Below are 22285 nucleotides of genomic sequence, written 5' to 3' on the forward strand. Positions count from 1 at the left end.
CGCCAGGGGCGCTGCCGGGGGTTTACAGGCGGTGGCACGCTTTCTGCGCGTGGCGAGGGATTGCCACGCCGGAGAATGTGCTTATGCCCCTGTCCACTGCTGCCAGCCGCCGCGAGATCCATCACCGCGCGATCGATATGCGGGTCTATTCCCGTGACGACGGCCTGTTCGATGTCGAAGCCCGTCTGCAAGACCGCAAGCCTTTCCCGCTGCAACGCCCACTCAATCCCGAGCCGATTGCCGCAGGCGATGCTCTGCATGACTTGCGGCTGCGTTTCACGGTAGGCAATGACTGCGTGATACGTGCCATCGAAGCCGCTGCCGAGGCCACCCCCTACAGCATCTGCCGCGGCGCCGAAGCAAGTCTGGGTGTGCTGGTTGGCGAGCAGATCGGTCCAGGCTGGTCGCGGCGCGTGAAGGCGCACTTGCGCGGTACGCGCAGCTGTACACACCTGATGGAGCTGCTGATCCCGATGGCCACCGCCACCCTGCAGGGGTTGCGTGCACTCGACGAAGGGCGCAATCAACGACGTGACGCACAAGGAAAGCCGCCACAAATGGATACCTGCTATGCCTACAGCAGCCAGCGCGAGGTGGTGCGCACCTTGTGGCCCGAGCATTATCGCGCGCAGGGTGAGCCAGAATGAGTAGCCCATCCTGCAGCAGCCACGCGACAAGCCCTGCCGTTACAGGCCGGATGAGCGAGCGCCGGGTCAGCCTGCTGTGCGGCCTGCTCGCCACTTTGGGGCCGGTTTCGCTGACCATCTACCTGCCCTCGGTCAGCGAAGTGACCCGTTACTTCGCCACCGATCAGGCCCATGTTCAGCTGTCGATATCGAGCTTCTTCGCCGGTTTCGCCCTCACCCAGCTCGTGTGCGGCCCGCTGTCCGACCGTTATGGGCGCAAACCGGTGGCTATCGCCTTTCTGCTGATCTACCTGGCAGGCAGTGCCCTGGCACTGCTGGCGCAAAGCATCGAAAGCCTGATCGCCGCACGGGTGCTGCAAGGGGTCGGCTCGGCGGTGGGGATCGCCCTGTCGCGGGCGATCGTTCGCGATCTGTTCGTCCGTGAGCAGGCAGTGCGCATCCAGGCCGGGGTCGGTATCGCCATGTCCGCCGGCCCGGTGCTGTCGCCAACGCTTGGCGGCGCCATCGTCACGCTGGGCGACTGGCATCTGGTATTCGTGGTCATGGCGGCGTGGGGCCTGACAGTGTTGCTGACCGTGCTGACCATGCTTCGCGAGACCCGGCCGCTGCCTGCGAGTTCATTGAGCCCTGCGCACATTGCCGGGACTTATCGGCGGGTATTGGCCACCCCGCGTTTTTTGCTGGCCGCGCTGGTGCTGGCCGGCACCAATGGCACCATCTACGCACAGGCCTCGGTGCTGCCGCTGGTCATGATCGATCAGTTGCGGTTGGCACCTTACCAGTTTGGCCTGTTCATGCTGTTCCAGGCGCTGGCCTTCGTGGGTTGCTCACTGCTGCTGCGGCGCTGGGTCGGGCGGGTGTCAGTGCGGCGCATCTACAGTATCGGCCTGACCCTGATGATGCTCTCTTGCCTGAGCCTTGCCGTCGCCCTCCTCTGGCTGCAGCCGAACGTGTGGTTGATGGCCGTGCCGCTGCTGCTGTGTGGCGCAGCCGTCGCCTGCACCATGCCGACCATGGTGGTCACCGCACTGGATGCCTTCCCCAGCAGCCATGGTGCGGCCTCGGCCGTACTGGGCTGTATCCAGATGGGCGCCGGCATGATCGGTGGCTATCTGGCGGCGCAGTTCTTGGACCCGGCACTGGCGCTGGCGATGATCACCTGCGCGATGGGTAGCATCGCGCTGGTGTGCGGCGTCGGCCTGCGCCGCCTGCTGCGGCCATTGTGAGTGTTGTCGTGGCGAACACCCGCTTGTGCGGTGTGCGCGGCACGCACAGCCAGAGCCGCTGGGGGCGGGCCAAAGGCCGCTTAAAATATCCAACCTATTGATATAACTGTAAAAAAATAAAATGGCATAGCGCTTGCGTTGTGAAGGGCAACAACAAGAAGGATGCCTCCGATGCTAGCCAATGACTTGCCTGAAGGTCGCCACGAACCTGCCTTCGCCATCTTGAACGGCGTTCGCGTCGTCGACCTCACCACCTCCGTCGCCGGCCCCTACGCAACCATGCTGCTTTCGGACTTTGGCGCGCAGGTCATAAAGGTCGAGCGCCAAAGCGGTGACGACGCTCGCTACTGGGGCCCGCCCTTCGTCGATGGCGAGTCGCTGTGGTTCCTCAGCGTCAACCGCAACAAGCACAGTGTCTGCCTGAACTATGCCGATGACGAAGGCCGGCGGGTCCTCGACGCGCTGCTCGACAGCGCCGATGTGGTGGTGACCAACCAGACCCCCGACGTCCAGCGTAAGCTGGGTATGCGCCCGGAAGACCTGCGCAAGGGCCGCGAAAAGCTGATCGTCGCCAGCATCACCGGCTTCGGCCTGTCTGGCAGCAAGTCGCGCCTGCCCTGCTACGACCTGATCGCTGAAGGCTACAGCGGCATCATGGACCTGACCGGCCCCGCCGACGCCGAGCCACAGAAGGTCGGCGCCCCGGCCGCCGACATGCTCGCCGGCAGCGACGCTGCGATGGGTGTACTGGCCGCCCTGCTGCGCCGGCACGGCACGGGCCAGGGCTGCGTAGTGGACGTGTCCCTGAGCGAAAGCATGATCCGCTTCACCTCGCCACGCATCGTCCCCTACTTGGGCTCGGGCGAGGTGTCACGGCGCAGCGGCGGGCGTGACAGTGTCATCGCCATTTACCAGACCTTCGAAACCGCCGACCTGCCAATGACCCTCGGCCTGGGCAGTGACCGCATCTGGCAGCGCTTCTGGGAGCTGTTGCAGCGCCCCGACCTGTGCACCGACCCGGCGTTGGCCAGCAATGCCCAGCGCCGCGCTCGGCGCGAGGAGATCGTCGAGCAGATCCAAGCCATCCTGCTGGGCAAGCCGCGCGCCGAGTGGTTGCGCTTGCTGGCCGAGGCTGGCGTGCCGGCCGGGCCGATCTACCGCGTGGACGAAGTCACCGAAGACCCGCACTTTCAGGCGCGAGAGCTGTTCTTCCAGATTCCGCGTAACGGTCACGCCCTGCCCCAGGTTGGCCTGGGCATTCACCTCGACGGCAAAGCCGCCGGCTACTTCGCCGCGCCGCCACGTCTGGGCGAGCACACCGAACAGATTCTCCAGGGCTGCCTCGGCTACGACGAGCAACGCCTGGCCGAACTGCGTAAACGCAACGTCATCTGATCGTCAGGAGCAACCCATGCATTACGAAACCATCCTTTACCGTGAAGACGGGCCCATCGGCACACTGACCCTGAATCGCCCGGAAGACGGCAACATGTTCAACAAGACCATGTGCCTGGAGATTCGCGATTGCATCGAGGCAGTGCGCTGCGAGACCCGCACCCGGGTGCTGGTCATCACTGGCGCGGGCGACCGTTTCTTCTGCGCCGGCGGCACCAAGGACGGCCTCGAACAGACTCATTTGTACGCTGGCGTACTACCGACGCTGGAAATGTACGACGCCATCGAACGCCTGCAAAAACCGGTGATTGCCAGCGTCAATGGTTACGCAGTGGGCGGCGGCAACGTGCTGCAGGTGGTCTGCGACCTGGCAATCGCCAAGGAAAGCGCGGTGTTCCGCCAAGTCGGACCGATGGTCGGCAGCTTCGATGCCGGCTATGGCACCTGGTACCTGGAAGACCTGGTGGGCAAGCGCCGGGCCAAGGAAATGTGGTTTCTCAACGACAAGCTCAGCGCTCGCCAAGCACTGGAGTACGGCCTGATCAACCGCGTAGTGCCCGACGATGAGCTGGAAGCGGCGACCCGCGAGATGGCATTGACCATCGCCGAGCGGGGCGCTTTCGCCCTGGCCTCGCTCAAGGCGGCCTTTACTGCCCGGCACAACGGCGTTGCCGGCTTGGCGCGGGTGTCCCACGACCTGCTGCTGCGCCCCTACCTCGACACCGAAGAAGCCCACGAGCTGAAGCAATCCTTCGCTGAAAAGCGCAAACCCGACGCCGGGCGCTTCGGCCACTGACGCCTGCAGGGCGCCGGTTCCAACGGAGCCGGCCAGCACAACAAGAGGCTTATCCATGACCGTCAGACTGACCCGGGAAGGCGCCTACGCCTACCTGACCCTGAACCGTCCCGAAGCGCTCAATGCGCTGAGCTTCGCCATCATCGGTGAAATCGGCGCCGCGCTGGACGACGCCGCCCAATGGGACATCCGTGCGTTGATCATAACCGGTGCTGGCGACAAGGCGTTCTGCGCCGGTGCCGACATCAAGGAGCTGATGGACCGCCCGCTGGCCGAGCAGAAACGCGGTGCTGAACTGGGCCAGGCGATCTTCGCCCGTCTTGACCGCTTTCCAGTACCGTCCATTGCCGCTATCGACGGCTTTGCCTTTGGCGGCGGGCTGGAACTGGCTTTGGCCTGCACCTTCCGCGTAGCCGGCCCACGTGCGCGCCTGGGCCTGCCCGAGGTCAAGCTCGGGCTGATTCCTGGCTACGGCGGCACCCAGCGCCTGCCACGGCTGATCGGCGAAGCGCGGGCGCTGGAGCTGATCCTCAGCGGACGCACGGTGAAAGCCGAGGAAGCCCTGCACATCGGTCTGGTCAACCGACTCAGCGACGGCGACGTGGTGGCTGCCGCCAGCGCCTTCGCTGATCAGTTCAGCACTTACAGCCTCATGGCCTTGGGCTTTGCCCGCGAGGCGGTACAACGCGCACTGTCCACGCCGCTGAGCGAGGGCCTGCGCATCGAGGCCGACCTGTCGACCCTGGCCTACCGCACCGCTGACGCCGAGGAGGGCATGCGCGCCTTCGTCGACAAACGCACGCCGACCTTCAAGGACCGTTGAGATGACGCCACACAACATTTTTCTGACCGGCGCCAGCCGGGGCATCGGTGCGGTCGTGGCGCTGGAGTTGGCTCGCCGAGGCCACCGTGTCGGCTGCGTTTCGCGCAGCGGCCTTGGCCCGGAGTCGCTGAGCGTGCCCGCCCCGTTGCGCGAGCGCCTGGTGCTGCTTCAGGGCGACGTGCGCGATGGCGCGTCCATCGCTGCCGCCCTGGAACGCTTTCACGCCGAAGCTGGGCCGATTACCGGCCTGATCAACAACGCTGGCATTCACAAGGAGGGCCCGGCGAAACACCAGGCGCTGACGGAGTTCGACGAGGTGCTGCTGACCAACGCCAGTGCCACCTTCGCCGTGTGCCAGCAGGCCTATCCCTACCTGGAGCGCGCTGGCGGAGGGCTGATCGTCAACATGGGCTCGTTCTTCGACAAGCTCGGCGTGCGCCGCAACGCCGCCTACGCCGCCTCCAAGGCAGCCACCGCAGCCATCGGCCGCTGCCTGGCAGTGGAGTGGGCGGCGAAGCAGATCCGTGTGCTGACCGTGGCGCCCGGCTACATCGAAACCGACCTGAACCGCGACTTCCTCCACGCCGAGAAGACCCGTGACTACCTCGCCTCACGCATTCCGGTCGGCGGTCCGGCCCAGGCACAGGAGGTGGCCAACCTGATCGGCCTGCTGTTCGCCGAACCGCTGCCCTACCTCACCGGCGAAACCCTCTACCTCGATGGCGGCCAGGGCATGGCGCTCTAGGAGATGCAGACAATGAACCTGATCGAACGATTGGACCAGCACTTCGATCTGCCTGAAGACGAGGCGCTGCTGCTGGACTCGGTGAAGCATTTCGCCCGCGAGCAGATCGCCCCGCGTGCGGCGCACTTCGATGAAAGCAAGGCATTCCCCTGGGCCAACATCGAGGGCATCAACGCCCTCGGCCTCAACGCCATGTTCATCCCCGAGGCTTACGGTGGCGCGGGGCTATCCTACCGGGTGTACCTGGCCTGCGTGCGCGAGATCAGCGCCGCCTGTGCCAGTACCGGGATCATCTGGGCGACCAATTACCATGCGATGAAGCCGCTGATCGAGTTCGGCAGCGAGGAACAGAAAGATCGCCTGCTGCCACGCATCGCCGAAGGTGGCCTGGCAGCGCTGGTGATCACCGAGCCGGACGCGGGCTCCGACGCCACCGGCATGCGGACCAGCATTCGCGAAGACGGCGACGATCTGATCCTCAGTGGCGCCAAAACCTTCATCACCAACGGCGACGTCGCCGACCTTTACCTGGTGTTCGCCAAATGGGCGGACGAGCCGGACCCGCGCAAGGCCATCTCCTGCCTGATCGTCGAGAAAGGCACGCCCGGGCTCAGCGTGGCGCGGCTGGAAGACAAGCTCGGGCACCGCGCCTCGAGCACCGCCACGCTGAATTTCGATGAGTGCCGGGTGCCTCGGCGCAACCTCATTCGCGGCCCCGGCGAAGGCCTGCCGATGCTGCTGGCTTCGCTCAACAAGTCGCGCCCAAGTGTCGCCGCGCATGCGCTGGGCATCGCCCACGCCGCGTTCGACGACGCCGTGGCCTACATCAACGGTCGTCGTCAGTCCGGCAAGCGCATCGTCGAATTCCAGGGCATCCAGTTCCTGCTCGCCGACCTCGCCTCGGAGCTGGCCCTGTGCGACGCCTGGCTGCTGCATGTGGCGCGGCTGGTCGACAGCGGGGTGAACGACATCGGCGTCGAGGCCTCGACGCTGAAGCTGCGCGCCACCGACCTGGCCATGCGCATGACCACCGAGGCTATCCAACTGCATGGCGGTTACGGCTACTGCAAGGAGTACCGCGTCGAGCGGCTCATGCGGGACGCCAAGATCACCCAGATCTGGGAAGGCACCAACCAGATTCATCGGCAAATCATCGGCCGCAGTTTCATCGAGCGCTGAGCGCCGACGCTAATTCAGGAGGCAACATGTCCAATCTTTCCATCGCCGTTGCCGGCTGCGGCACCATGGGCACCGGCATCGCCATTGTCGCCGCACGCGGCGGTTTCCCGACCGTGCTCTATGACGTGGATGCCGGCCGCCTTGAGCAGGCCCGCGAACAGATGGCCGCGTTCTTCGCCAAGTCGGTGGCGCGCGGCAAACTCACCGAGCAGCAGGTCGATGCGATCATGGCCCGCGTCAGCCTGGCTACCCGCCCCGAGCAAGTCGCCGATTGCGGCCTGGTGATCGAGGCGGTGTTCGAGGACCTGGCGGTCAAGGCCAAGCTGTTCCAGTCGCTCGACGCGGTATGTTCACCGCAAACCCTCTTCGCCTCCAACACCTCGACCCTGTCGATTACCGAGATCGCGGCCGTATCCGGTCGCGAGGACCGCTTCGTCGGCATGCACTTCTGCTTGCCGGCACAGCTGATGAAGCTGGTCGAAATGTCCCCGGGGATCAATACCCGTGCCGACGTGTTCGAGCGTGCCTGGGCGATCTGCGAGCAGATGGGCCAGCGCCCGGTGAAAACCCAGGACCAACCCGGCTTCATCCTCAATTGCTTTCTGGTGCCGTTCAACAACGATGCCATCCGCCTGGTCGAGCAAGGCGTGGCCGAGCCGGCCGACATCGACGAAGCGATCAAGGGTGCGCTGGGCTACGCCATGGGGCCTATGGAGCTGCTCGACCTGGTCGGCCTCGACACCCAGGTGCTGCTCTGCGAGGCGCTGCACGGCATCACCCACGAGCCGCGTGCGGCCTGCCCGCCGTTGCTGCGGCGAATGGTGGCAGCCAAACGTCTGGGGCGTAAGACGCAGCGCGGTTTCCACGACTATTCCTCCAGCCAGATATTCGGGAGCTGAGCCATGGCCCATAGCCTTCTGCAAGCCGGCGAAAGCCGTTCTTTCCCTACCCCCCACACGCTGCTGGAACAGGCCAGCGATGGCGGCGAGATCCTGTTGATCATTGGCGCCGATGCCGGCGAGGCTTACCGCGCGCTGTCCGAGCCTGAGCGCTACCGATTGATCCTGATCGAACTGGGCTGCGAGTGCCTGGGCCAGCACACCGGCGAGTCGCGCGGCAACGAGGGCAGCCATGTCCTCGGTTTTGCCCGCTACCGCTTGGGCCAGGCTGAACCCACCGCGTTGGTCGAGATCGTTCGCCAGCCGGCCACACCGCCGCAGGCCATTGCAGCGGCCCGCGCATTATTTAGCGAACACGGCCTGCGCACGGCAGTGTGCGGGGATTTCCCTGGGCGCATCGTCGACCGCCTGGTGCGGCCGTACTACAACGTGGCGTTGTCGCGCCTGGATGCCGGCCTGGCCAGCGCCGACGACCTGGACCTGACGTTGCGCCTTGGCTTGGGCTATCCGGAGGGACCGATCGAACGCCTGGAGCGTACCGGCCTGGCCGACCACTGCGCGGTGAGCGAAGCGCTCTACCACGCCCTGGGGGATGCCGCTTATGCACCGGCGCGGCGGGCGCGGGTGGCCCGTGCCCGTGATGCAGGCTGAGGCGCCCATGGGCCTGCTACCGCCGCTCGACGCGCTGCGGGTGTTGGATTTCAGCACGCTGTTACCCGGCCCGTGTGCCAGCCTGTTGCTGGCCGAGGCTGGGGCCAAAGTGCTGAAAATCGAACGGCCCGACGGCGAGGAGATGCGCCACTACGAACCGAAGGTGGGCGCCGACAGTATCAACTTCGCGCTGCTCAACCGGGGTAAGCACGCCCTGGCCATCGACCTCAAGGCGGACGACGCACTGGCCAGGCTGACCCCGCTGATCGAGCAAGCCGATGTTCTGATCGAGCAGTTCCGCCCCGGCGTGATGCAGCGTCTGGGGCTAGGTTACACGACGCTGCGTGAACTCAACCCACGCCTGATCTACTGCTCGATCAGCGGCTGGGGGCAGAACGGCCCCAAAGCGCAGCGTGCCGGTCACGACCTCAACTACATGGCCGAAAGCGGTGTGCTGGGCCTGACCGGCAGCGCCGCTGGCGAACCGGTACTGCCACCGCTGCTGGCCGCAGACATCGCAGGGGGGGCGTACCCGGCGGTGATCAACATCCTGCTGGCATTGCTGCGCCGCCAGAGCAGCGGCCAGGGCTGCCACCTGGACATCGCCATGGCCGAGAACCTGCTGCCCTTCCTCTACTGGGGCCTGGGCAATGGTTTCGCCTGCGGGCAATGGCCTGGCATGAGCGATGCCACCGTGACTGGCGGCTCGCCGCGCTACCACCTCTATCGTACCCGCGACGGCCGGTTTCTCGCTGCCGCGCCGCTGGAAGAGCGTTTCTGGTCGCGCTTCTGCGACCTTATCGAGCTCCCGACCGACCTGCGTGCCCCTGGAGTCCACGCCGCAAGGGTCACGCAGGCGGTCGCCGAGCGCATTGCCGGCCATGACGCCGCGCATTGGCAACAGTGTTTCGCCAACGAAGACGTGTGCTGCTCCATTGTCGCCACGCTGCACGAAGCGGTGAACGATGCCCAGTTGCACGCCCGTGGCGTGTTCGACCGCCAGTTGGCGGTGGCAGACCGGCAAATGCCGGCGCTGCCCACCCCGATCCTGGCCGCGTTTCGCAGTGCGCCGGCAGTCGCCGGCGCGCCAGGCCTGCGTCCGCCTGAGCGGACACCCTGAAGGCGCCATGGCTGGGCACTGAGCGTACTCATCGGCAAGGCGTGACTGCGGGGGCGTCCTTCGCACTTTAACGACGCCGCCAACACACGGGAGCGGGTCCGTCGGGGCCGGCACCCGGGCGAGGCGGTGCTGAACCAGCAACAAGGAGCTTGAAATGGCAGCGCTCGAACAATCCGTTGTGGTCGCCGTGGTCGGTGCCGGGGCCATGGGCGCAGGTATCGCCCAAGTCGCCGCGCAGGCCGGTCATTCGGTGATGTTGTATGACCTGCGCGAAGGCGCCGCGGCCGCAGCCCGTCAGCAGTTGCTGGCGGCACTGGGCAAACGCGTGGAAAAAGGCCGCATGGGCCGTGAGCAGGCGGCGCAGATCAGTGAACGCCTACAGGTCGTCGAGCAGTTGGCAGACCTTGCCGACGCCGGTCTGGTGGTCGAGGCCATCGTCGAGGACCTTGCGGCCAAGCGTGCGTTGTTCGCTCAACTGGAGGCGCTGGTGCCGCCACGAACGCTGCTGGCCACCAACACCTCTTCGATCTCGGTCACCACCATCGCAGCTGGCCTGATGCACCCCGAGCGGCTGGCCGGACTGCACTTCTTCAATCCTGCACCGGTGATGGCACTGGTCGAAATCGTTTCTGGCCTGGCCACCTCGCAGGCCACTCGGCAGACCCTCCATGCCACCGCCGAGGCGTGGGGCAAGCAACCGGTGCTGGCCCGTTCGACCCCTGGCTTCATCGTCAACCGAGTGGCACGCCCGTTCTATGCCGAAGGCTTACGCCTGCTCGAAGAGGGGGTGGCCGATGTCGCCACCCTCGATGCGCTGCTGCGCGAGGGCGGAGGGTTCCGCATGGGGCCCTTCGAGTTGACCGACCTGATCGGCCAGGACGTGAACGCAGCGGTCACCCGCTCGGTGTTCGATGCCTATGCCCATGACCCACGCTTTCGCCCTTCACTGATTCAGCAAGAACTGGTCGCTGCCGGGCGCCTCGGGCGCAAGAGCGGCCAGGGCTTCTACGACTACCGCGAAGGTGCCGAAAGCGCCGAAGCAGCCTCTATCAAACCGACGCAGGCGCCCCAACGGGTGCGCATCGAAGGGAATCTGGGCCCGGCGCAGGCGCTGATAGGGGCTTTGCAGGGCGCCGGAATCGTCTGCGAGCAAGCCTGCGGGGCTGGCGTGATACGCCTGCCCGGCGCCACCCTGGCACTCACCGACGGCCGCAGCGCCACCGTGCGCGCGGCCGAGGAAGATCTGCAGGACCTGGTGCTGTTCGATCTCGCGCTGGATTACGCCAAACCCGGCCGGCTGGCGCTGGGCAAGGCCGATCAGGCCGATGAATCGGCCCTGTACGTGGCTGCCGGCCTGTTTCAATCACTTGGCTGGCAGGTCTCGGCGATCGACGACACCCCCGCACTGGTGGTCATGCGTACCGTGGCCATGCTTGCCAATGAGGGTGCCGATGCCGTGATGCAAGGGGTTGCGAGCGCGACCGATGTCGATCGCGCCATGCGCTACGGCACCAATTACCCGCGCGGCCCGCTGGCCTGGGCCGACAGCATCGGCGTGCGCCTGGTGCTGCATGTGCTGAGCATGCTGCAAGAGCACTACGGCGATGACCGTTACCGGCCATCGGCGCTGTTGCGCCGCCATGCCATCACTCAACGCCGCCTGCTGGACCGCTGAGCCACAGGCGTGATGCGGCCATAACGACAAGAACAACCGGAGACCTCCGATGCGCTCGATCCTCATGACCCTGCACGACCCGGCCGTGGCCCGCGACTATTATCAGCGCGGTCTTTGGCAGCAGGACACGCTCTACACCCTGGCGCGGCAGCACGCGACTCGCCAGCCAGAACGCTATGCCGTACAGGACCGCCATCACCGCCTGACGTGGGGCGAACTGGTGCGCTGGGCCGATGCCCTGGCCGGCGACCTGCACGACGCCGGCCTTGCAACCGGCGATCGCGTGGCAGGCTGGCTGCCCAGCCGAGTGGAGTGCCACGTCCTGTACCTGGCCTGCTCACGCAATGGTTACGTGTGCTCGCAATCACTGCATCAGAACCACACCGTCGAAGACGTGTTGACCCTCCTCGAGCGCGGCGGGGTGGCCGCTTTCGTCGGCCAGCCGGGTTATGGCGCCGACGGCCAGAACAAAGACATTTTCGCCCGCCTCACGGCGCAAGGGCTGCGCCGCCTTTACGCGCTGCCGGCCGCGCCGGGCAGCCAAGGCACGCTGCCGGCAGGCACGCGGCCGTTCCCTGCGATCGACGCCCAACTGCCATTGCCTGCGCTGGACGATAACCCTGACAAGGTCGTCTACCTGGCCTACACCTCCGGCACCACCGGCCAGCCCAAGGCCTTGATGCACAGCGACAACACCTTGCTGGCCAACGGCCGAGCGTTGGTGGATGACTGGGGCATGAGCAGTGAAACGCGCACCCTGTGCCTCGGCCCGGTAAGCCACCATATCGCCACGGTAGGTTTCGAACAGATGCTGATCACCGGCGGCGAGCTGGTGCTCAACGATTACGCCCCCGGCACCCAGGCGATCGACCGTATCATCGAGACCGGCGCCGATTACCTGATGGGCGTGCCTACCCATGCCATCGACATCCTTCAACAGATGACCGAGCGCGGCCTGCAGCGCCTGGGGCAGGTCCGGGTGTTCTACATGGCCGGTGCGGCCATCCCGCCCGAAATTGCCCGACGCTTGATCGACCTGGGCATCACCCCGCAGAACATTTATGGCATGTCGGAAAACGGCTCGCACCACGGCACCGTGCCCAATGATGACATCGACACCCTTACCCGCAGTGTGGGCCAGGCCGTAGGCCGGCGTAATCCGGCCTACGAGATCCGCATCTGGAAGGCCGATGACCGCGACCTTGAAGCGGCGCCAGGAGAGGTCGGTGAGATCGGCGGGCGTGGCGCCACGCTGATGCTTGGCTACTTCGGCAACCATCAGGCCACCCAGGGCTCGTTCAACCGCGGCGGCTGGTTCATGAGTGGCGACCTGGGGCGCATCGACGCACTGGGCAATCTGGAAATCGTCGGCCGCTCCAAGGATTTGATCATCCGTGGTGGTCACAACATCTACCCGGCCGAAATCGAGAACCTGGTATTGCGCCATCCGCAGGTGGCCAAGGCCGCAGCCTTTCCGGTGCCCGACGAACGCCTTGGCGAGCGGGTCTGCCTGGGCATCATTGCCGAGCCCGGAAGCCAGCCGGATGCCCAGAGCCTGCTGGCCCACCTGCACCAGGCCGGGCTGTCGAAATATGACATGCCGGAGTACTTCCTGTGCGCCGAGGCATTCCCGCTCACGGCCAGCGGCAAGATTCTCAAGCGTGAGCTGACCGAACAGGTGCGCCGGGGGCTGATCGTCCCCCAGCCGGTACGCTGGCGCGCCGACCCGACGGTGATTCCGGCCTGAGCGCCGCCCTGGACACTCTCAGCGCGGTCTGGCCGTCGAGTGTCCACCACATGCACAGGCGTGTACGGGGCAACACCACCCTCCTCTGCACGCCTGAAAACAATCCTTTCGAATCAATAGGTCAGGCCACCGAAAAGGTTGGTACGGGGCTTGCTCATACCCTGTCGAGGCGCGTCGGGCTCGAACGACCGCGCAGGATGAATCCACAAGCACAACAACATGACATCCACTCGGAGCACCACTGATGGCTAATACACAGCCGGCCCCAGGCCAGCCGGTGTCGATCGTCAAGATCGCCACGGCCAGTTTCATCGGCACCCTGATCGAATACTTCGATTTCTTCCTGTTCGGTACTGCCGCAGCGCTGATCTTCAACAAGGTGTTCTTCCCCAACCTCGACCCGCTGGTCGGCACCCTCGCGGCCTTCGGGACCTTTGCTGCGGCTTTCATCGCGCGACCACTGGGCGGCATCGTGTTCGGTCACTTCGGTGATCGCCTGGGGCGCAAAGCGATGCTGGTGCTGAGCCTGTTGATGATGGGCATTGCCACCCTGGCGGTGGGCCTGATGCCTAGCTACGAGCAGGTCGGCCTGCTTGCCCCTACCCTGCTGGTACTGGCGCGGCTGGTGCAGGGCGTGGCCATCGGCGGCGAGTGGAGCGGCGCCGTGTTGATGGCAGTGGAGCATGCGCCGCCGCGTCAGCGTGCCTTCTACGGCAGTTGGCCACAATGCGGGATCCCTGCGGGGTTGGTGCTGGCAACGGCGTCCTTCTACCTGGTGCAGTTGTTGCCCGATGAGCAGATGTTCGCCTGGGGCTGGCGTTTGCCATTCATTGCCAGTGCGCTGCTGGTGGTGCTGGGCCTTTATATCCGGCTGAAGATCGGCGAGACGCCGGCATTCAAGCAGGTCAAGCAACAAAAAGCCGAAGTGCGTTTTCCGGTCGTGCAGGTGGTTACCCGTGCCTGGCGATCGGTGCTGATCACGATGTTCTCCATGGCGGCAGCCAACATCCTGTTCTATATCGCCACCGTGTTCGCCCTCAAATACGGCTCGCAGACGCTCGGTCTGCCACGCGCCACGCTGCTTGGCGCGGTGTGCCTGGCATCACTGATTCAGATCGGCACCATTCCATTGTTTGCCCTCGCTGCCGATCGCTACGGTCGTCGCCCGGTGCTCATGGCCGGATCGCTGGCCACCGCCGTGCTGGCGTTTCCATTCTTCTGGCTGATCGACAGCGGCCAACCGCTGAACATCTATCTGGCGATGATCATCGCCCTACCGGTGCTGCACGCATCCACCTATGGGCCGCTGGCCAGCTTCGTTCCTGAACAGTTCGAGACGCGCGTGCGCTACACCGGGTCGGCCATCGGTTACCACGTCGGGAGCCTGCTGTGCAGCGGGCCGGTGCCCTTCGTCGCGGCCGGGTTGTATGCCTGGGCGGGGTCATCACTGCCGCTGTCGCTTTACATCCTCGGCGGTGGTCTTTGCACCCTGGTGGCCGTGGCCTGTGCCAACGAGAAGAACGCTGCCGTGCCGGCAATGGGCGGGGCTGATACGGCGGCCCCCGCCTCACCCGGTGAACGTGCGGTACGCACCTGACCCTCTTTCCATGACTGTGAGCGAGAACCCACATGACCCAAGACGTGTTCATCTGTGACGCCATACGCACCCCTATCGGCCGGCTCAACGGTGGCCTGGCGGGCGTGCGCGCCGACGACCTGGCGGCCATCCCTCTGCGCGCGCTGGTCCAGCGCAACCCACAGGTACAGTGGAGCGAGCTGGACGAAGTGTTCATGGGCTGCGCCAACCAGTCCGGCGAGGACAACCGCAACGTCGCGCGCATGGCCCTGCTGCTGGCCGGCCTGCCCGCCAGTGTGCCGGGGGTGACCGTCAACCGTTTGTGCGCCTCGGGCATGGAGGCCATCGGCAGTGCCTACCGTGCCATTGCCTGTGGCGAGATGACGCTGGCGATCGCCGCCGGGGTTGAGTCGATGACCCGCGCCCCCTATGTGCTGGGCAAGGCCGACAGCGCGTTCGGGCGCGCGCAAAAACTGGAAGACACCACCCTAGGCTGGCGTTTCGTCAACCCGGCCATGCAGGAGCGTTACGGTGTGGACAGCATGCCCGTCACCGCTGACAACGTTGCCGAACTGCATGGCATCAGCCGGGCCGATCAGGATGCCTTCGCCCTGCGCAGCCAGCAACGAGCGGCAGCAGCGCAAGAAAGCGGGTACTTCGCCGAGGAGATCGTCCCGGTGCGTATCGCTACGCGCAAAGGCGAGCAGTGGGTCACCCGGGACGAACACCCGCGTGGCGACACCAGCGCCAGCGCGCTGGCAGCGCTCAAGCCGGTCAATGGTGCAGGCAAGTGGGTGACCGCCGGCAACGCCTCCGGGCTCAATGACGGCGCCTCGGCGATGATCCTGGCCTCGGCCGAAGCCGTACGCCGCCATGGCCTGACGCCACGCGCACGCATCCTGGGCATGGCCAGTGCCGGGGTCGAGCCGCGGGTGATGGGCATCGGCCCTGTGCCGGCGGTACGCAAGCTGCTTGCTCGCCTGCAGATACAGATTGACGCCTTCGATGTCATCGAACTCAACGAAGCCTTCGCGGCCCAGGGCCTGGCAGTGCTGCGCGGGCTCGGCGTGGCCGATGACAGCGACAAGGTCAACCCCAACGGCGGTGCGATCGCACTGGGCCACCCGCTGGGCATGAGCGGTAATCGCCTGGTGCTGACGGCGCTACACCAGTTGGAGACGGGTGGCGGTGAGCTGGCACTGGCCACGCTCTGCGTGGGTGTCGGTCAGGGCCTGGCCATCGCGATCCGCCGTGAACCACGCTGACACACAGCCTGCCGAACCGCAGCGGGCCTGCCTGCCCGTCCTGGAGGACTCCTGGAGATAACACTGAGCTGCAGCAGCCTGGCCTTGGCCGACTTCGTCGATGACGCCAAAGGCAGCCTCGAACTGCGCAACTTCTATATGAATCGAGATTTCCGTCAGCCTGGGAGCATCGAGCCGCAACACGATTGGGGCCAAGGCATGACGTTGCGCCTGCAGTCAGGCTTCAGTGAAGGAACGGTGGGGTTCGGGGTCGATGCCCTGGGCCAGCTCGGGGTCAAGCTCGACTCAGGCAAAGGCCGTGCCTCCGGTAACTCGGTGCTTCCCGTCGACAGCGACGGAACACCACGTGACGAATACGCGTCATTGGGCTTGACCGCCAAGGCGCGTTACTCGCACACCGTACTCAAGCTGGGCACCGTTCAACCAACGTTGCCGATCCTGCTCTACAACGACTCGCGAATGCTAGCCGGCACGTATTCGGGCGGTATGCTCAACAGCGAAGAGATCGATGGCCTGACCATCAACGCCGGGCGTTTGACCAAGACAAAGCTGCGCAACAGCAGTAGCAATGACGACATCGGGCACTATGGCGGCGCACGCAGCGATCATCTCGACTTCGCCGGTGGCACCTATCAAATCGCCCCAGACCTCGCCCTTAGCTACTATTACGCCGACCTCGCGGACATCTACACCCAGCACTACGCTGGCGTACTGCATACGCTGCCGCTGGGCGAGGGGGTAAAGTTGACCACCGACCTGCGCTATTTCGACAGCCGCGATACCGGGCAGGCCCGCGCCAGCCGCATCGATAACGGCAATTTCAACGGTATGCTCAGCCTTAGCGTGGGTGGCCACAAGTTCAGCGGCGCCTACCAGAAAATCAGCGGTGACGGTTACTTCCCGTTCGTCCTGGGCAGCGATCCGTACATCGTCAACCTGGCAACCTTCAATACGTTCAACCGCCCCCACGAGCGCTCGTGGCAAGTGCGGTACGACTACAACTTCGTGGCGCTGGGCCTGCCTGGGCTGACGTTCATGACCCGCTACATCCGTGGCGACCATGCCGATGACGGTGTGGTCAGCAACGGGACCGAGTGGGAACGGGATACGGATATTGCCTACGTGGTACAGAGTGGTCCGCTGAGTGGGCTGGGGTTAAAGTGGCGTAACGCCACGGTGCGCTCCGGCAACGGTCTGACCAACGAAGTCGACGAGAACCGGGTCATCATCAACTACACCATTGCGCTGTTCTGAAACATGGATGGATTTTCTTTCTCAGGAACAAGAGTACCTCACAGGATGCGACGCTTACTGACAGTACCTCTGACCCTCGCACTGGCCGGGTGCATGGGCACTCACCCGGTCGACGGGCAGGAACGTGCCACCGCGCGACCCTCGGCCAGCCAAGCCTCCATACCCCAAGCCGAGTCCGGCCTGCCGGCCATCATTGCACAGCACTGGCTGCAAGTATCCACTGCCCCAACCGTGCTCGAAGGGCCCAGCCTGGACCGAGCCGGCAACCTCTTCCTGACCGATCCCCTGCAAGGGCGAGTGTGGCGGGCGGGCAAAGATGGCGAGCTTCGCGAAATCGGTGATTTCAAGGGGAGCGGGCCGGGCGGTACGGCGTTTCATCGCGACGGCCGTCTGTTCGTCGCCGTCACCGCTGAGCACTTCACCCAAGGCTGGATCCTGGCCATGCAGCCGGACGGCTCGCAGCCACAGGTGATCGTGCCCAAAAGCAAGGGGTTCGTCCCCAACGATCTGGTGTTCGATCGCGACGGCGGCCTGTACTTCACCGACTTCCGCGGCTCGTCGACCGAACCCACCGGCGGCGCCTACTACCTCTCGCCCGACGGTTCCACCATCACGCCGGTGCTCGCACACCTGGCCAGGGCCAATGGCATCGCCTTGTCGCCGGACGGTTCGATGTTGTGGGTCACCGAGCATGGCAACAACCGGCTCCACCGCGTTCGCCTGCAAAGCGCGACGCGCCCAGCCGACAATGGCACCACGGTGCCCTACCATTTCATAGGGCCGCCGCCTGATTCCCTGCGCGTGGATCGTCATGGCAACGTGTACGTCGCACTCAACGGTCAGGGCCGTGTGCTGATATTCGCCAACAACGGCGTGCCCATCGCGCAAATCCTACTACCGGGTCGCGAGGCGGGCCGCTACCTCGACACGACCAACCTTGCGCTCGACGACCGAACCGGCACACTCTATGTGGTCTCAGGCGACCGCCGCACGGACAGCGGCGCCGCGGTGTTCAAGGCCCAGGGGCTGGCCCCTGGCCTGCGGTTGTTTGGGCACCCGTGACCTTGCTGCACCCATCATCTTTGCAAGGAGCTTATACGATGACATCACACCGCAACGTCTCTGCCTGGCTGCGCCGCGTGCTCGCCACGCTGTTCCTGGGGTTCGGCACAAGCCTGTTGATCGGCGGGGGGACGCTTGCCCTGAACGCCGGTTCGCTCTACTACCTGATCGCCGGGGCGCTGCTCGTCGTCATCGGCGTGTTGCAGTGGAGGCGCCAGCCTATGGCTTGGCTGCTGTACTGCCTCACGCTGGCCGGCACGGTCGCCTGGGCACTCTGGGAAGTTGGCTTCGACGCCTGGCAACTGGTGCCGCGCCTGGGCCTGCTGGCAGCGCTGGGCGTGTTGTTTCTGCTGCTCGAGTACGGCCAAGCGCCGCGTCTGGTACGCGCTCAGGGAGTGCTCGGCCTGGTAGGGCTCTGCCTTGCTGGCGTGACAGCCGGCGCGCTGCTGCATCGCCTGCACCCGTCCACCAGCGAGGATCCGCTCTATCGCGCGGGCACGGCCGAACGCTATCCGGTGCGAAGCGCTGCGCTAGTGCCCGGCCACGACGGCTGGCCGGCGTTCGGCAACGATCAGGGTGGCAGTCGCTTCAGCACGGTGGATCAGCTTACGCCGAACAATGTCGATCAGTTGCAAGTGGCATGGGAGGCAGATGTAGGGCCTGCATCGCCGGGCCCGAACATGGGGTTGGAAGTGGTCCCCGTCATGATCGACGATACGCTCTACGCCTGTAACGGCAACAACCGGGTTTTCGCGTTCGATGCGGAAACCGGAAAAGAGCGCTGGCACACCGATATTTCCAGGGGCGTCGAGGCCTCGGGCAAGCCGTGCCGAGGGGTGTCCTACTACCGGGTGCCCAATGCGAGCGGCCTCTGCGCCGAGCGCATCTTCGCCGCCAATCAGACTCCCGCACTGGTCGCGCTGGATGCTCGAACCGGTGAATTCTGCCCTCAATTCGCGCAAAAGGGCTTGGTCGATCTACGGCGTGACATCAAGCCCTACCCCCATGGCCTTTACTACGTCAGCTCGGCACCACTGGTGATTCGCGGCAAGGTGGTGGTCGGCGGAGGTATTCCCGACGGCCAATACTGGGGCGGCCCCTCCGGCGTGATCCGTGCCTTCGACGCGGTGACCGGTGCGCTGGCCTGGGCTTACGACTCTGGCGCGCCGGAACGCCTCGGCCAGCCACCACAGGGTGAGGTATACACGCCCTCGTCACCGAACAACTGGGCGCCCACGAGCGCCGATGAAGCGCTTGGTCTGCTGTTTCTGCCCATGGGCAATGCCACACCCGACAACTACGGCGGCCAACGCCGCCCAGGCGATGAACACGTCGCCAGTTCGGTGATCGCGCTCGATGCCGAAACCGGGCGCCTGCGCTGGCATTTCCAGACCACCCATCATGACATCTGGGACTACGACGTGGCTGCGCAGCCCACGTTGGTGGACCTCACCGTCGACGGCGAACGGCGCCCGGCGCTGATCCAGGCCACCAAACGCGGCGAGGTGTTCGTGCTCGACCGTGTCACGGGTAAACCGCTGTTTCCTGTCGAGGAGAAAAGCGTCCCCCAGGGAGGTACCGTGGAGGGGGAATGGCTGTCGCCCACACAACCCTTTTCAACACACCTTCCGGCGTTTCGGCGGCCGACCATGGAGGAGCGGGACATGTGGGGGGTGACCCCGATCGACCAGATGCTGTGCCGTATCGCGTTTCGTGAGTCGCGCTATGAAGGGCACCTGACACCTCTGCAACTCGACAAACCGGTCCTTATCGACCCGGGCTCATCGGGTGGCGTGAATTGGGGTGGCGTCTCCTTGGATCTCGACCATAACGTCATGGTCACCAACTGGATGCGCCTCACCGACCGCGTGACCGTGGTATCGCGCAAAGAAGCCGAAGCACGCAAGTTCCAGCTCGCCAATGGCCAAGGCCCGGGTGGTGACGCCCAGCGGCCAATGCTCAATACGCCTTATGGCGCCTACGGCACGCCATTCTTGTCGGTACTGGGTACCCCCTGCAACGCGCCGCCGTGGGGGTTGATCTCGGCGGTGGATCTGTCCACCGGAAAACTGCTGTGGACCCGCCCACTGGGCACCGCTCGGGACACCGGGCCACTGGGCATCCCTGCGATGCTCCCCGTGACCATCGGCACCCCCATGACGGGCGGCTCCATCATTACCCGTGGCGGGTTGATCTTCATCGGCGCCACCGCCGAACGTACCTTCAGGGCGCTGGATGTACGCACCGGCAAGACCCTGTGGTCGGCACGCCTGCCCGGCGGCGGCAACGCGACACCTGTCACCTACCTCGGCGCGAAAAGCGGACGCCAGTTCGTGGTGATCGCCGCTGGCGGGAGGAAGTCACTGAAGACTAGGCTCAGCACCAAAATCGTTGCGTATGCCCTGCCTGACGAACCTGCCGCCACGCCCTGAAGTATCGCCATCAAGCCAGCACCGTGGTTGGGCGTAACGGCTGCAACGGGGTGGCAGGGAGGCCACCCGAACGCCTATTCAGCCGTTGTACAGAGCCTTAGGCCCAGGCCACGGTGGGTTACGATCCTGGTCGAGGAGTCCAGCCCCCGAAGCACCTGCCTAAGGTAGTTGAGCTGCACTTCCAGGCGTTTGGTGCCGGGATCGAAATGCACCCCCCACACATCCTGGAAAATACGCTTGCGGCTGACAATGGCGTCACCGTGGTGCACCAACAAGGTCAGCAGTCTGAACGACGTTCTTTTGATGATCACCCGTTTGTCTTTACAAAGGGCTGCCCGTTGCAGGATGTCAAGGTTGAGGTCGGCAAAGGCGAGGTCATTGATCATGGGCGGGCCTTACGGTCATGTAGCGTCGAGCGCTTCGGGAATCAGCCTTGACGGCTTATCCGACGATACCTTCATCCAACAGGTGCATCCATTGCGAATAAACGCGCCTCCGATTCATTTTATGAATCGCTGGACGCCTTTGATTGTGGAACCAGATTCCACAGTGCTCAGCCTCGAACACCGATTATATTGACCGGAAAGCCCTGTACAGTGCCAAGGAACAGTGGTTTGGAAGATACGCTCGAGAGCTAACGATGAGTCTACTTTTTGCCCCCTATGATCTGGCTGGGCTAACGCTCAGTAACCGTGTCGTCATGGCGCCAATGACCCGCGCTCGTGCCGAAACGACCATTCCGGATGAGATGACGGTCCTTTACTACCAGCAGCGCGCAAGCGCGGGCCTGATCATCAGCGAAGGTGTGCCTGTGTCGCTTCAAGGCCGCGGCTATCTTTTCAATCCCGGTTTGTATACCCAGGAACAAGCCGATGGCTGGAAAAAGGTCACTGACGCCGTGCATGCGCGTGGGGGGAAGATTTTTGCTCAGCTGTGGCATGTCGGGCGCGTCTCCCACACCACCCTGCAGCCTGAGGGTGGAGCCCCTATCTCTGCCAGTGCCAAGCAAGCTGCGAACTCCATGGCCTATGCCTATGACGAAAATGGCCAACCTGGCCCCATGCAGGCAAGCCTTCCCCGGGCCCTTTCGCTGGAAGAAATCGCGGGCATCAAAGGTGATTTCGTCCGTGCAGCGGTGCGTGCAATTGAGGCTGGGTTCGATGGCGTGGAAATTCATGGCGCCAATGGCTACCTGTTCGAGCAGTTCATCAACCCTACCGTCAACGACCGAACGGACGCCTACGGCGGCTCGATCATGAACCGCATCAAGCTTCTGCTGGAAACGATCGACGCGGTGGCGGCGCAGATCGGTACCCACCGGGTGGGCGTACGCATCTCACCGTTCGGGCGCCTGTTCGATATGGCCCCGTTCGAAGACGAAGCGCAGACCTGGATGACCACGGCATCTGAGCTGCAAAAACGCCAGATCGCCTACGTGCACCTGAGCGACCAGTTGACCATTGGCGCAGAACGCATGCCTGCTGGCTTCGCTCAGCGTTTCAGAGCGTCGTATAAAGGCACGCTGATCGCCGCCGGAGGCTTTGATCACGCATCCGCTGAAAACGCCTTGCAGAGCGGCGATCTTGACTTGATCGCATTTGGTCGCCCTTTCATTGGCAACCCAGACCTGGTGGAGCGGATGAAAAACGGCTGGCCGGTGATCGAGCCCGACCGCACGACCTTTTACGGCACCCCGGGTGGAAAAGGCTACATCGATTACCCCTGTTTCACCCCGCAATGACCATGATTGCGGGCGTATGCCCTGGCAAAGGCGGTACTTAGCACCAGGAAAA

At 64.7% G+C, this 22285-nt stretch carries 19 protein-coding genes; 18 read left to right on the plus strand and 1 reads right to left on the minus strand.

Annotated features, from left to right (window positions below; all coding sequences use genetic code 11):
- The first annotated feature begins 83 nt into the window (after window positions 1-83).
- The 17 genes from ACIPZC_RS05710 to ACIPZC_RS05790 all read left to right on the plus strand — a co-directional run bounded on the left by ACIPZC_RS05710 (window position 84) and on the right by ACIPZC_RS05790 (window position 20492).
- Complete coding sequence (locus ACIPZC_RS05710; protein ID WP_400625474.1) at window positions 84-647, plus strand: DUF2889 domain-containing protein; 564 nt, start codon at window positions 84-86, stop codon at window positions 645-647.
- Window positions 644-1873 (plus strand): multidrug effflux MFS transporter, encoded by a 1230-nt coding sequence (locus ACIPZC_RS05715; RefSeq protein WP_400625476.1) that lies wholly within the window; start codon window positions 644-646, stop codon window positions 1871-1873. The genes ACIPZC_RS05710 and ACIPZC_RS05715 overlap by 4 nt, the downstream gene beginning before the upstream one ends.
- Window positions 1874-2044: 171 nt before the next feature.
- Window positions 2045-3268 carry a CaiB/BaiF CoA transferase family protein gene (locus ACIPZC_RS05720; protein ID WP_400625478.1) on the plus strand — a complete coding sequence of 408 codons (1224 nt, stop codon included), beginning with the start codon at window positions 2045-2047 and terminating at the stop codon, window positions 3266-3268.
- Window positions 3269-3284: 16 nt separating this feature from the next.
- On the plus strand, window positions 3285-4064 hold the full coding sequence (locus tag ACIPZC_RS05725; RefSeq protein WP_400625480.1) for an enoyl-CoA hydratase-related protein: 780 nt from the start codon (window positions 3285-3287) through the stop codon (window positions 4062-4064).
- 55 nt (window positions 4065-4119) lie between these two features.
- Window positions 4120-4887, plus strand: a complete 768-nt coding sequence (locus ACIPZC_RS05730; protein ID WP_400625482.1) for an enoyl-CoA hydratase/isomerase family protein — start codon at window positions 4120-4122, stop codon at window positions 4885-4887.
- A 1-nt stretch (window position 4888) separates the two neighbouring features.
- Entirely contained in the window at window positions 4889-5632 is a 744-nt protein-coding gene (locus ACIPZC_RS05735) for an SDR family NAD(P)-dependent oxidoreductase (RefSeq protein ID WP_400625484.1), read from the plus strand.
- 12 nt (window positions 5633-5644) lie between these two features.
- A complete protein-coding gene (locus ACIPZC_RS05740; protein WP_400625486.1) occupies window positions 5645-6811 on the plus strand; it encodes an acyl-CoA dehydrogenase family protein in 1167 nt (388 codons plus the stop codon).
- Between the two features lie 26 nt (window positions 6812-6837).
- Window positions 6838-7710, plus strand: coding sequence for a 3-hydroxyacyl-CoA dehydrogenase family protein (locus ACIPZC_RS05745; RefSeq protein ID WP_400625488.1), 873 nt, complete (start codon window positions 6838-6840; stop codon window positions 7708-7710).
- Window positions 7711-7713: 3 nt separating this feature from the next.
- Entirely contained in the window at window positions 7714-8361 is a 648-nt protein-coding gene (locus ACIPZC_RS05750) for a 3-hydroxyacyl-CoA dehydrogenase family protein (protein WP_400625490.1), read from the plus strand.
- A 7-nt stretch (window positions 8362-8368) separates the two neighbouring features.
- Window positions 8369-9481, plus strand: coding sequence for a CaiB/BaiF CoA transferase family protein (locus ACIPZC_RS05755; RefSeq protein ID WP_400625492.1), 1113 nt, complete (start codon window positions 8369-8371; stop codon window positions 9479-9481).
- Window positions 9482-9635: 154 nt separating this feature from the next.
- On the plus strand, window positions 9636-11156 hold the full coding sequence (gene paaH / locus ACIPZC_RS05760; protein ID WP_400625494.1) for a 3-hydroxyacyl-CoA dehydrogenase PaaH: 1521 nt from the start codon (window positions 9636-9638) through the stop codon (window positions 11154-11156).
- A 49-nt stretch (window positions 11157-11205) separates the two neighbouring features.
- On the plus strand, window positions 11206-12903 hold the full coding sequence (locus ACIPZC_RS05765; protein ID WP_400625496.1) for a class I adenylate-forming enzyme family protein: 1698 nt from the start codon (window positions 11206-11208) through the stop codon (window positions 12901-12903).
- Window positions 12904-13147: 244 nt separating this feature from the next.
- The gene (locus ACIPZC_RS05770) at window positions 13148-14500 is read left to right on the plus strand and encodes an MFS transporter (RefSeq protein ID WP_400625498.1); all 1353 of its coding nucleotides are present in this window, start codon (window positions 13148-13150) and stop codon (window positions 14498-14500) included.
- 32 nt (window positions 14501-14532) lie between these two features.
- Window positions 14533-15744 carry a 3-oxoadipyl-CoA thiolase gene (pcaF, locus tag ACIPZC_RS05775; RefSeq protein ID WP_400625500.1) on the plus strand — a complete coding sequence of 404 codons (1212 nt, stop codon included), beginning with the start codon at window positions 14533-14535 and terminating at the stop codon, window positions 15742-15744.
- Window positions 15745-15771: 27 nt separating this feature from the next.
- Window positions 15772-16998, plus strand: coding sequence for an OprD family porin (locus ACIPZC_RS05780; protein ID WP_400625785.1), 1227 nt, complete (start codon window positions 15772-15774; stop codon window positions 16996-16998).
- A 45-nt stretch (window positions 16999-17043) separates the two neighbouring features.
- Window positions 17044-18060 carry an SMP-30/gluconolactonase/LRE family protein gene (locus tag ACIPZC_RS05785; RefSeq protein WP_400625502.1) on the plus strand — a complete coding sequence of 339 codons (1017 nt, stop codon included), beginning with the start codon at window positions 17044-17046 and terminating at the stop codon, window positions 18058-18060.
- A 38-nt stretch (window positions 18061-18098) separates the two neighbouring features.
- The gene (locus tag ACIPZC_RS05790; protein WP_400625503.1) at window positions 18099-20492 is read left to right on the plus strand and encodes a membrane-bound PQQ-dependent dehydrogenase, glucose/quinate/shikimate family; all 2394 of its coding nucleotides are present in this window, start codon (window positions 18099-18101) and stop codon (window positions 20490-20492) included.
- A 74-nt stretch (window positions 20493-20566) separates the two neighbouring features.
- On the opposite strand, the gene ACIPZC_RS05795 is transcribed toward ACIPZC_RS05790, so the two are convergent.
- Entirely contained in the window at window positions 20567-20878 is a 312-nt protein-coding gene (locus ACIPZC_RS05795) for a winged helix-turn-helix domain-containing protein (RefSeq protein WP_400625505.1), read from the minus strand.
- Between the two features lie 254 nt (window positions 20879-21132).
- On the opposite strand from ACIPZC_RS05795, the gene ACIPZC_RS05800 reads away from it, so the two are divergent.
- A complete protein-coding gene (locus tag ACIPZC_RS05800; protein WP_400625787.1) occupies window positions 21133-22233 on the plus strand; it encodes an alkene reductase in 1101 nt (366 codons plus the stop codon).
- The last annotated feature ends 52 nt before the right edge of the window (window positions 22234-22285 follow it).

The organism is Pseudomonas sp. NPDC089743, assembly GCF_044748785.1.
Lineage (GTDB): Bacteria > Pseudomonadota > Gammaproteobacteria > Pseudomonadales > Pseudomonadaceae > Aquipseudomonas > Aquipseudomonas putida_X.

Coding starts and splice junctions, on each gene's coding strand:
- ACIPZC_RS05740 (WP_400625486.1), top strand. CDS start 5,645: ATGAACCTGATCGAACGATTGGACCAGCACTTCGATCTGCCTGAAGAC.
- ACIPZC_RS05730 (WP_400625482.1), top strand. CDS start 4,120: ATGACCGTCAGACTGACCCGGGAAGGCGCCTACGCCTACCTGACCCTG.
- ACIPZC_RS05765 (WP_400625496.1), top strand. CDS start 11,206: ATGCGCTCGATCCTCATGACCCTGCACGACCCGGCCGTGGCCCGCGAC.
- ACIPZC_RS05785 (WP_400625502.1), top strand. CDS start 17,044: ATGCGACGCTTACTGACAGTACCTCTGACCCTCGCACTGGCCGGGTGC.
- ACIPZC_RS05735 (WP_400625484.1), top strand. CDS start 4,889: ATGACGCCACACAACATTTTTCTGACCGGCGCCAGCCGGGGCATCGGT.
- pcaF (WP_400625500.1), top strand. CDS start 14,533: ATGACCCAAGACGTGTTCATCTGTGACGCCATACGCACCCCTATCGGC.
- ACIPZC_RS05750 (WP_400625490.1), top strand. CDS start 7,714: ATGGCCCATAGCCTTCTGCAAGCCGGCGAAAGCCGTTCTTTCCCTACC.
- ACIPZC_RS05800 (WP_400625787.1), top strand. CDS start 21,133: ATGAGTCTACTTTTTGCCCCCTATGATCTGGCTGGGCTAACGCTCAGT.
- ACIPZC_RS05755 (WP_400625492.1), top strand. CDS start 8,369: ATGGGCCTGCTACCGCCGCTCGACGCGCTGCGGGTGTTGGATTTCAGC.
- ACIPZC_RS05745 (WP_400625488.1), top strand. CDS start 6,838: ATGTCCAATCTTTCCATCGCCGTTGCCGGCTGCGGCACCATGGGCACC.
- ACIPZC_RS05710 (WP_400625474.1), top strand. CDS start 84: ATGCCCCTGTCCACTGCTGCCAGCCGCCGCGAGATCCATCACCGCGCG.
- ACIPZC_RS05720 (WP_400625478.1), top strand. CDS start 2,045: ATGCTAGCCAATGACTTGCCTGAAGGTCGCCACGAACCTGCCTTCGCC.
- ACIPZC_RS05790 (WP_400625503.1), top strand. CDS start 18,099: ATGACATCACACCGCAACGTCTCTGCCTGGCTGCGCCGCGTGCTCGCC.
- ACIPZC_RS05725 (WP_400625480.1), top strand. CDS start 3,285: ATGCATTACGAAACCATCCTTTACCGTGAAGACGGGCCCATCGGCACA.
- ACIPZC_RS05770 (WP_400625498.1), top strand. CDS start 13,148: ATGGCTAATACACAGCCGGCCCCAGGCCAGCCGGTGTCGATCGTCAAG.
- ACIPZC_RS05795 (WP_400625505.1), bottom strand. CDS start 20,878: ATGATCAATGACCTCGCCTTTGCCGACCTCAACCTTGACATCCTGCAA.
- ACIPZC_RS05715 (WP_400625476.1), top strand. CDS start 644: ATGAGTAGCCCATCCTGCAGCAGCCACGCGACAAGCCCTGCCGTTACA.
- paaH (WP_400625494.1), top strand. CDS start 9,636: ATGGCAGCGCTCGAACAATCCGTTGTGGTCGCCGTGGTCGGTGCCGGG.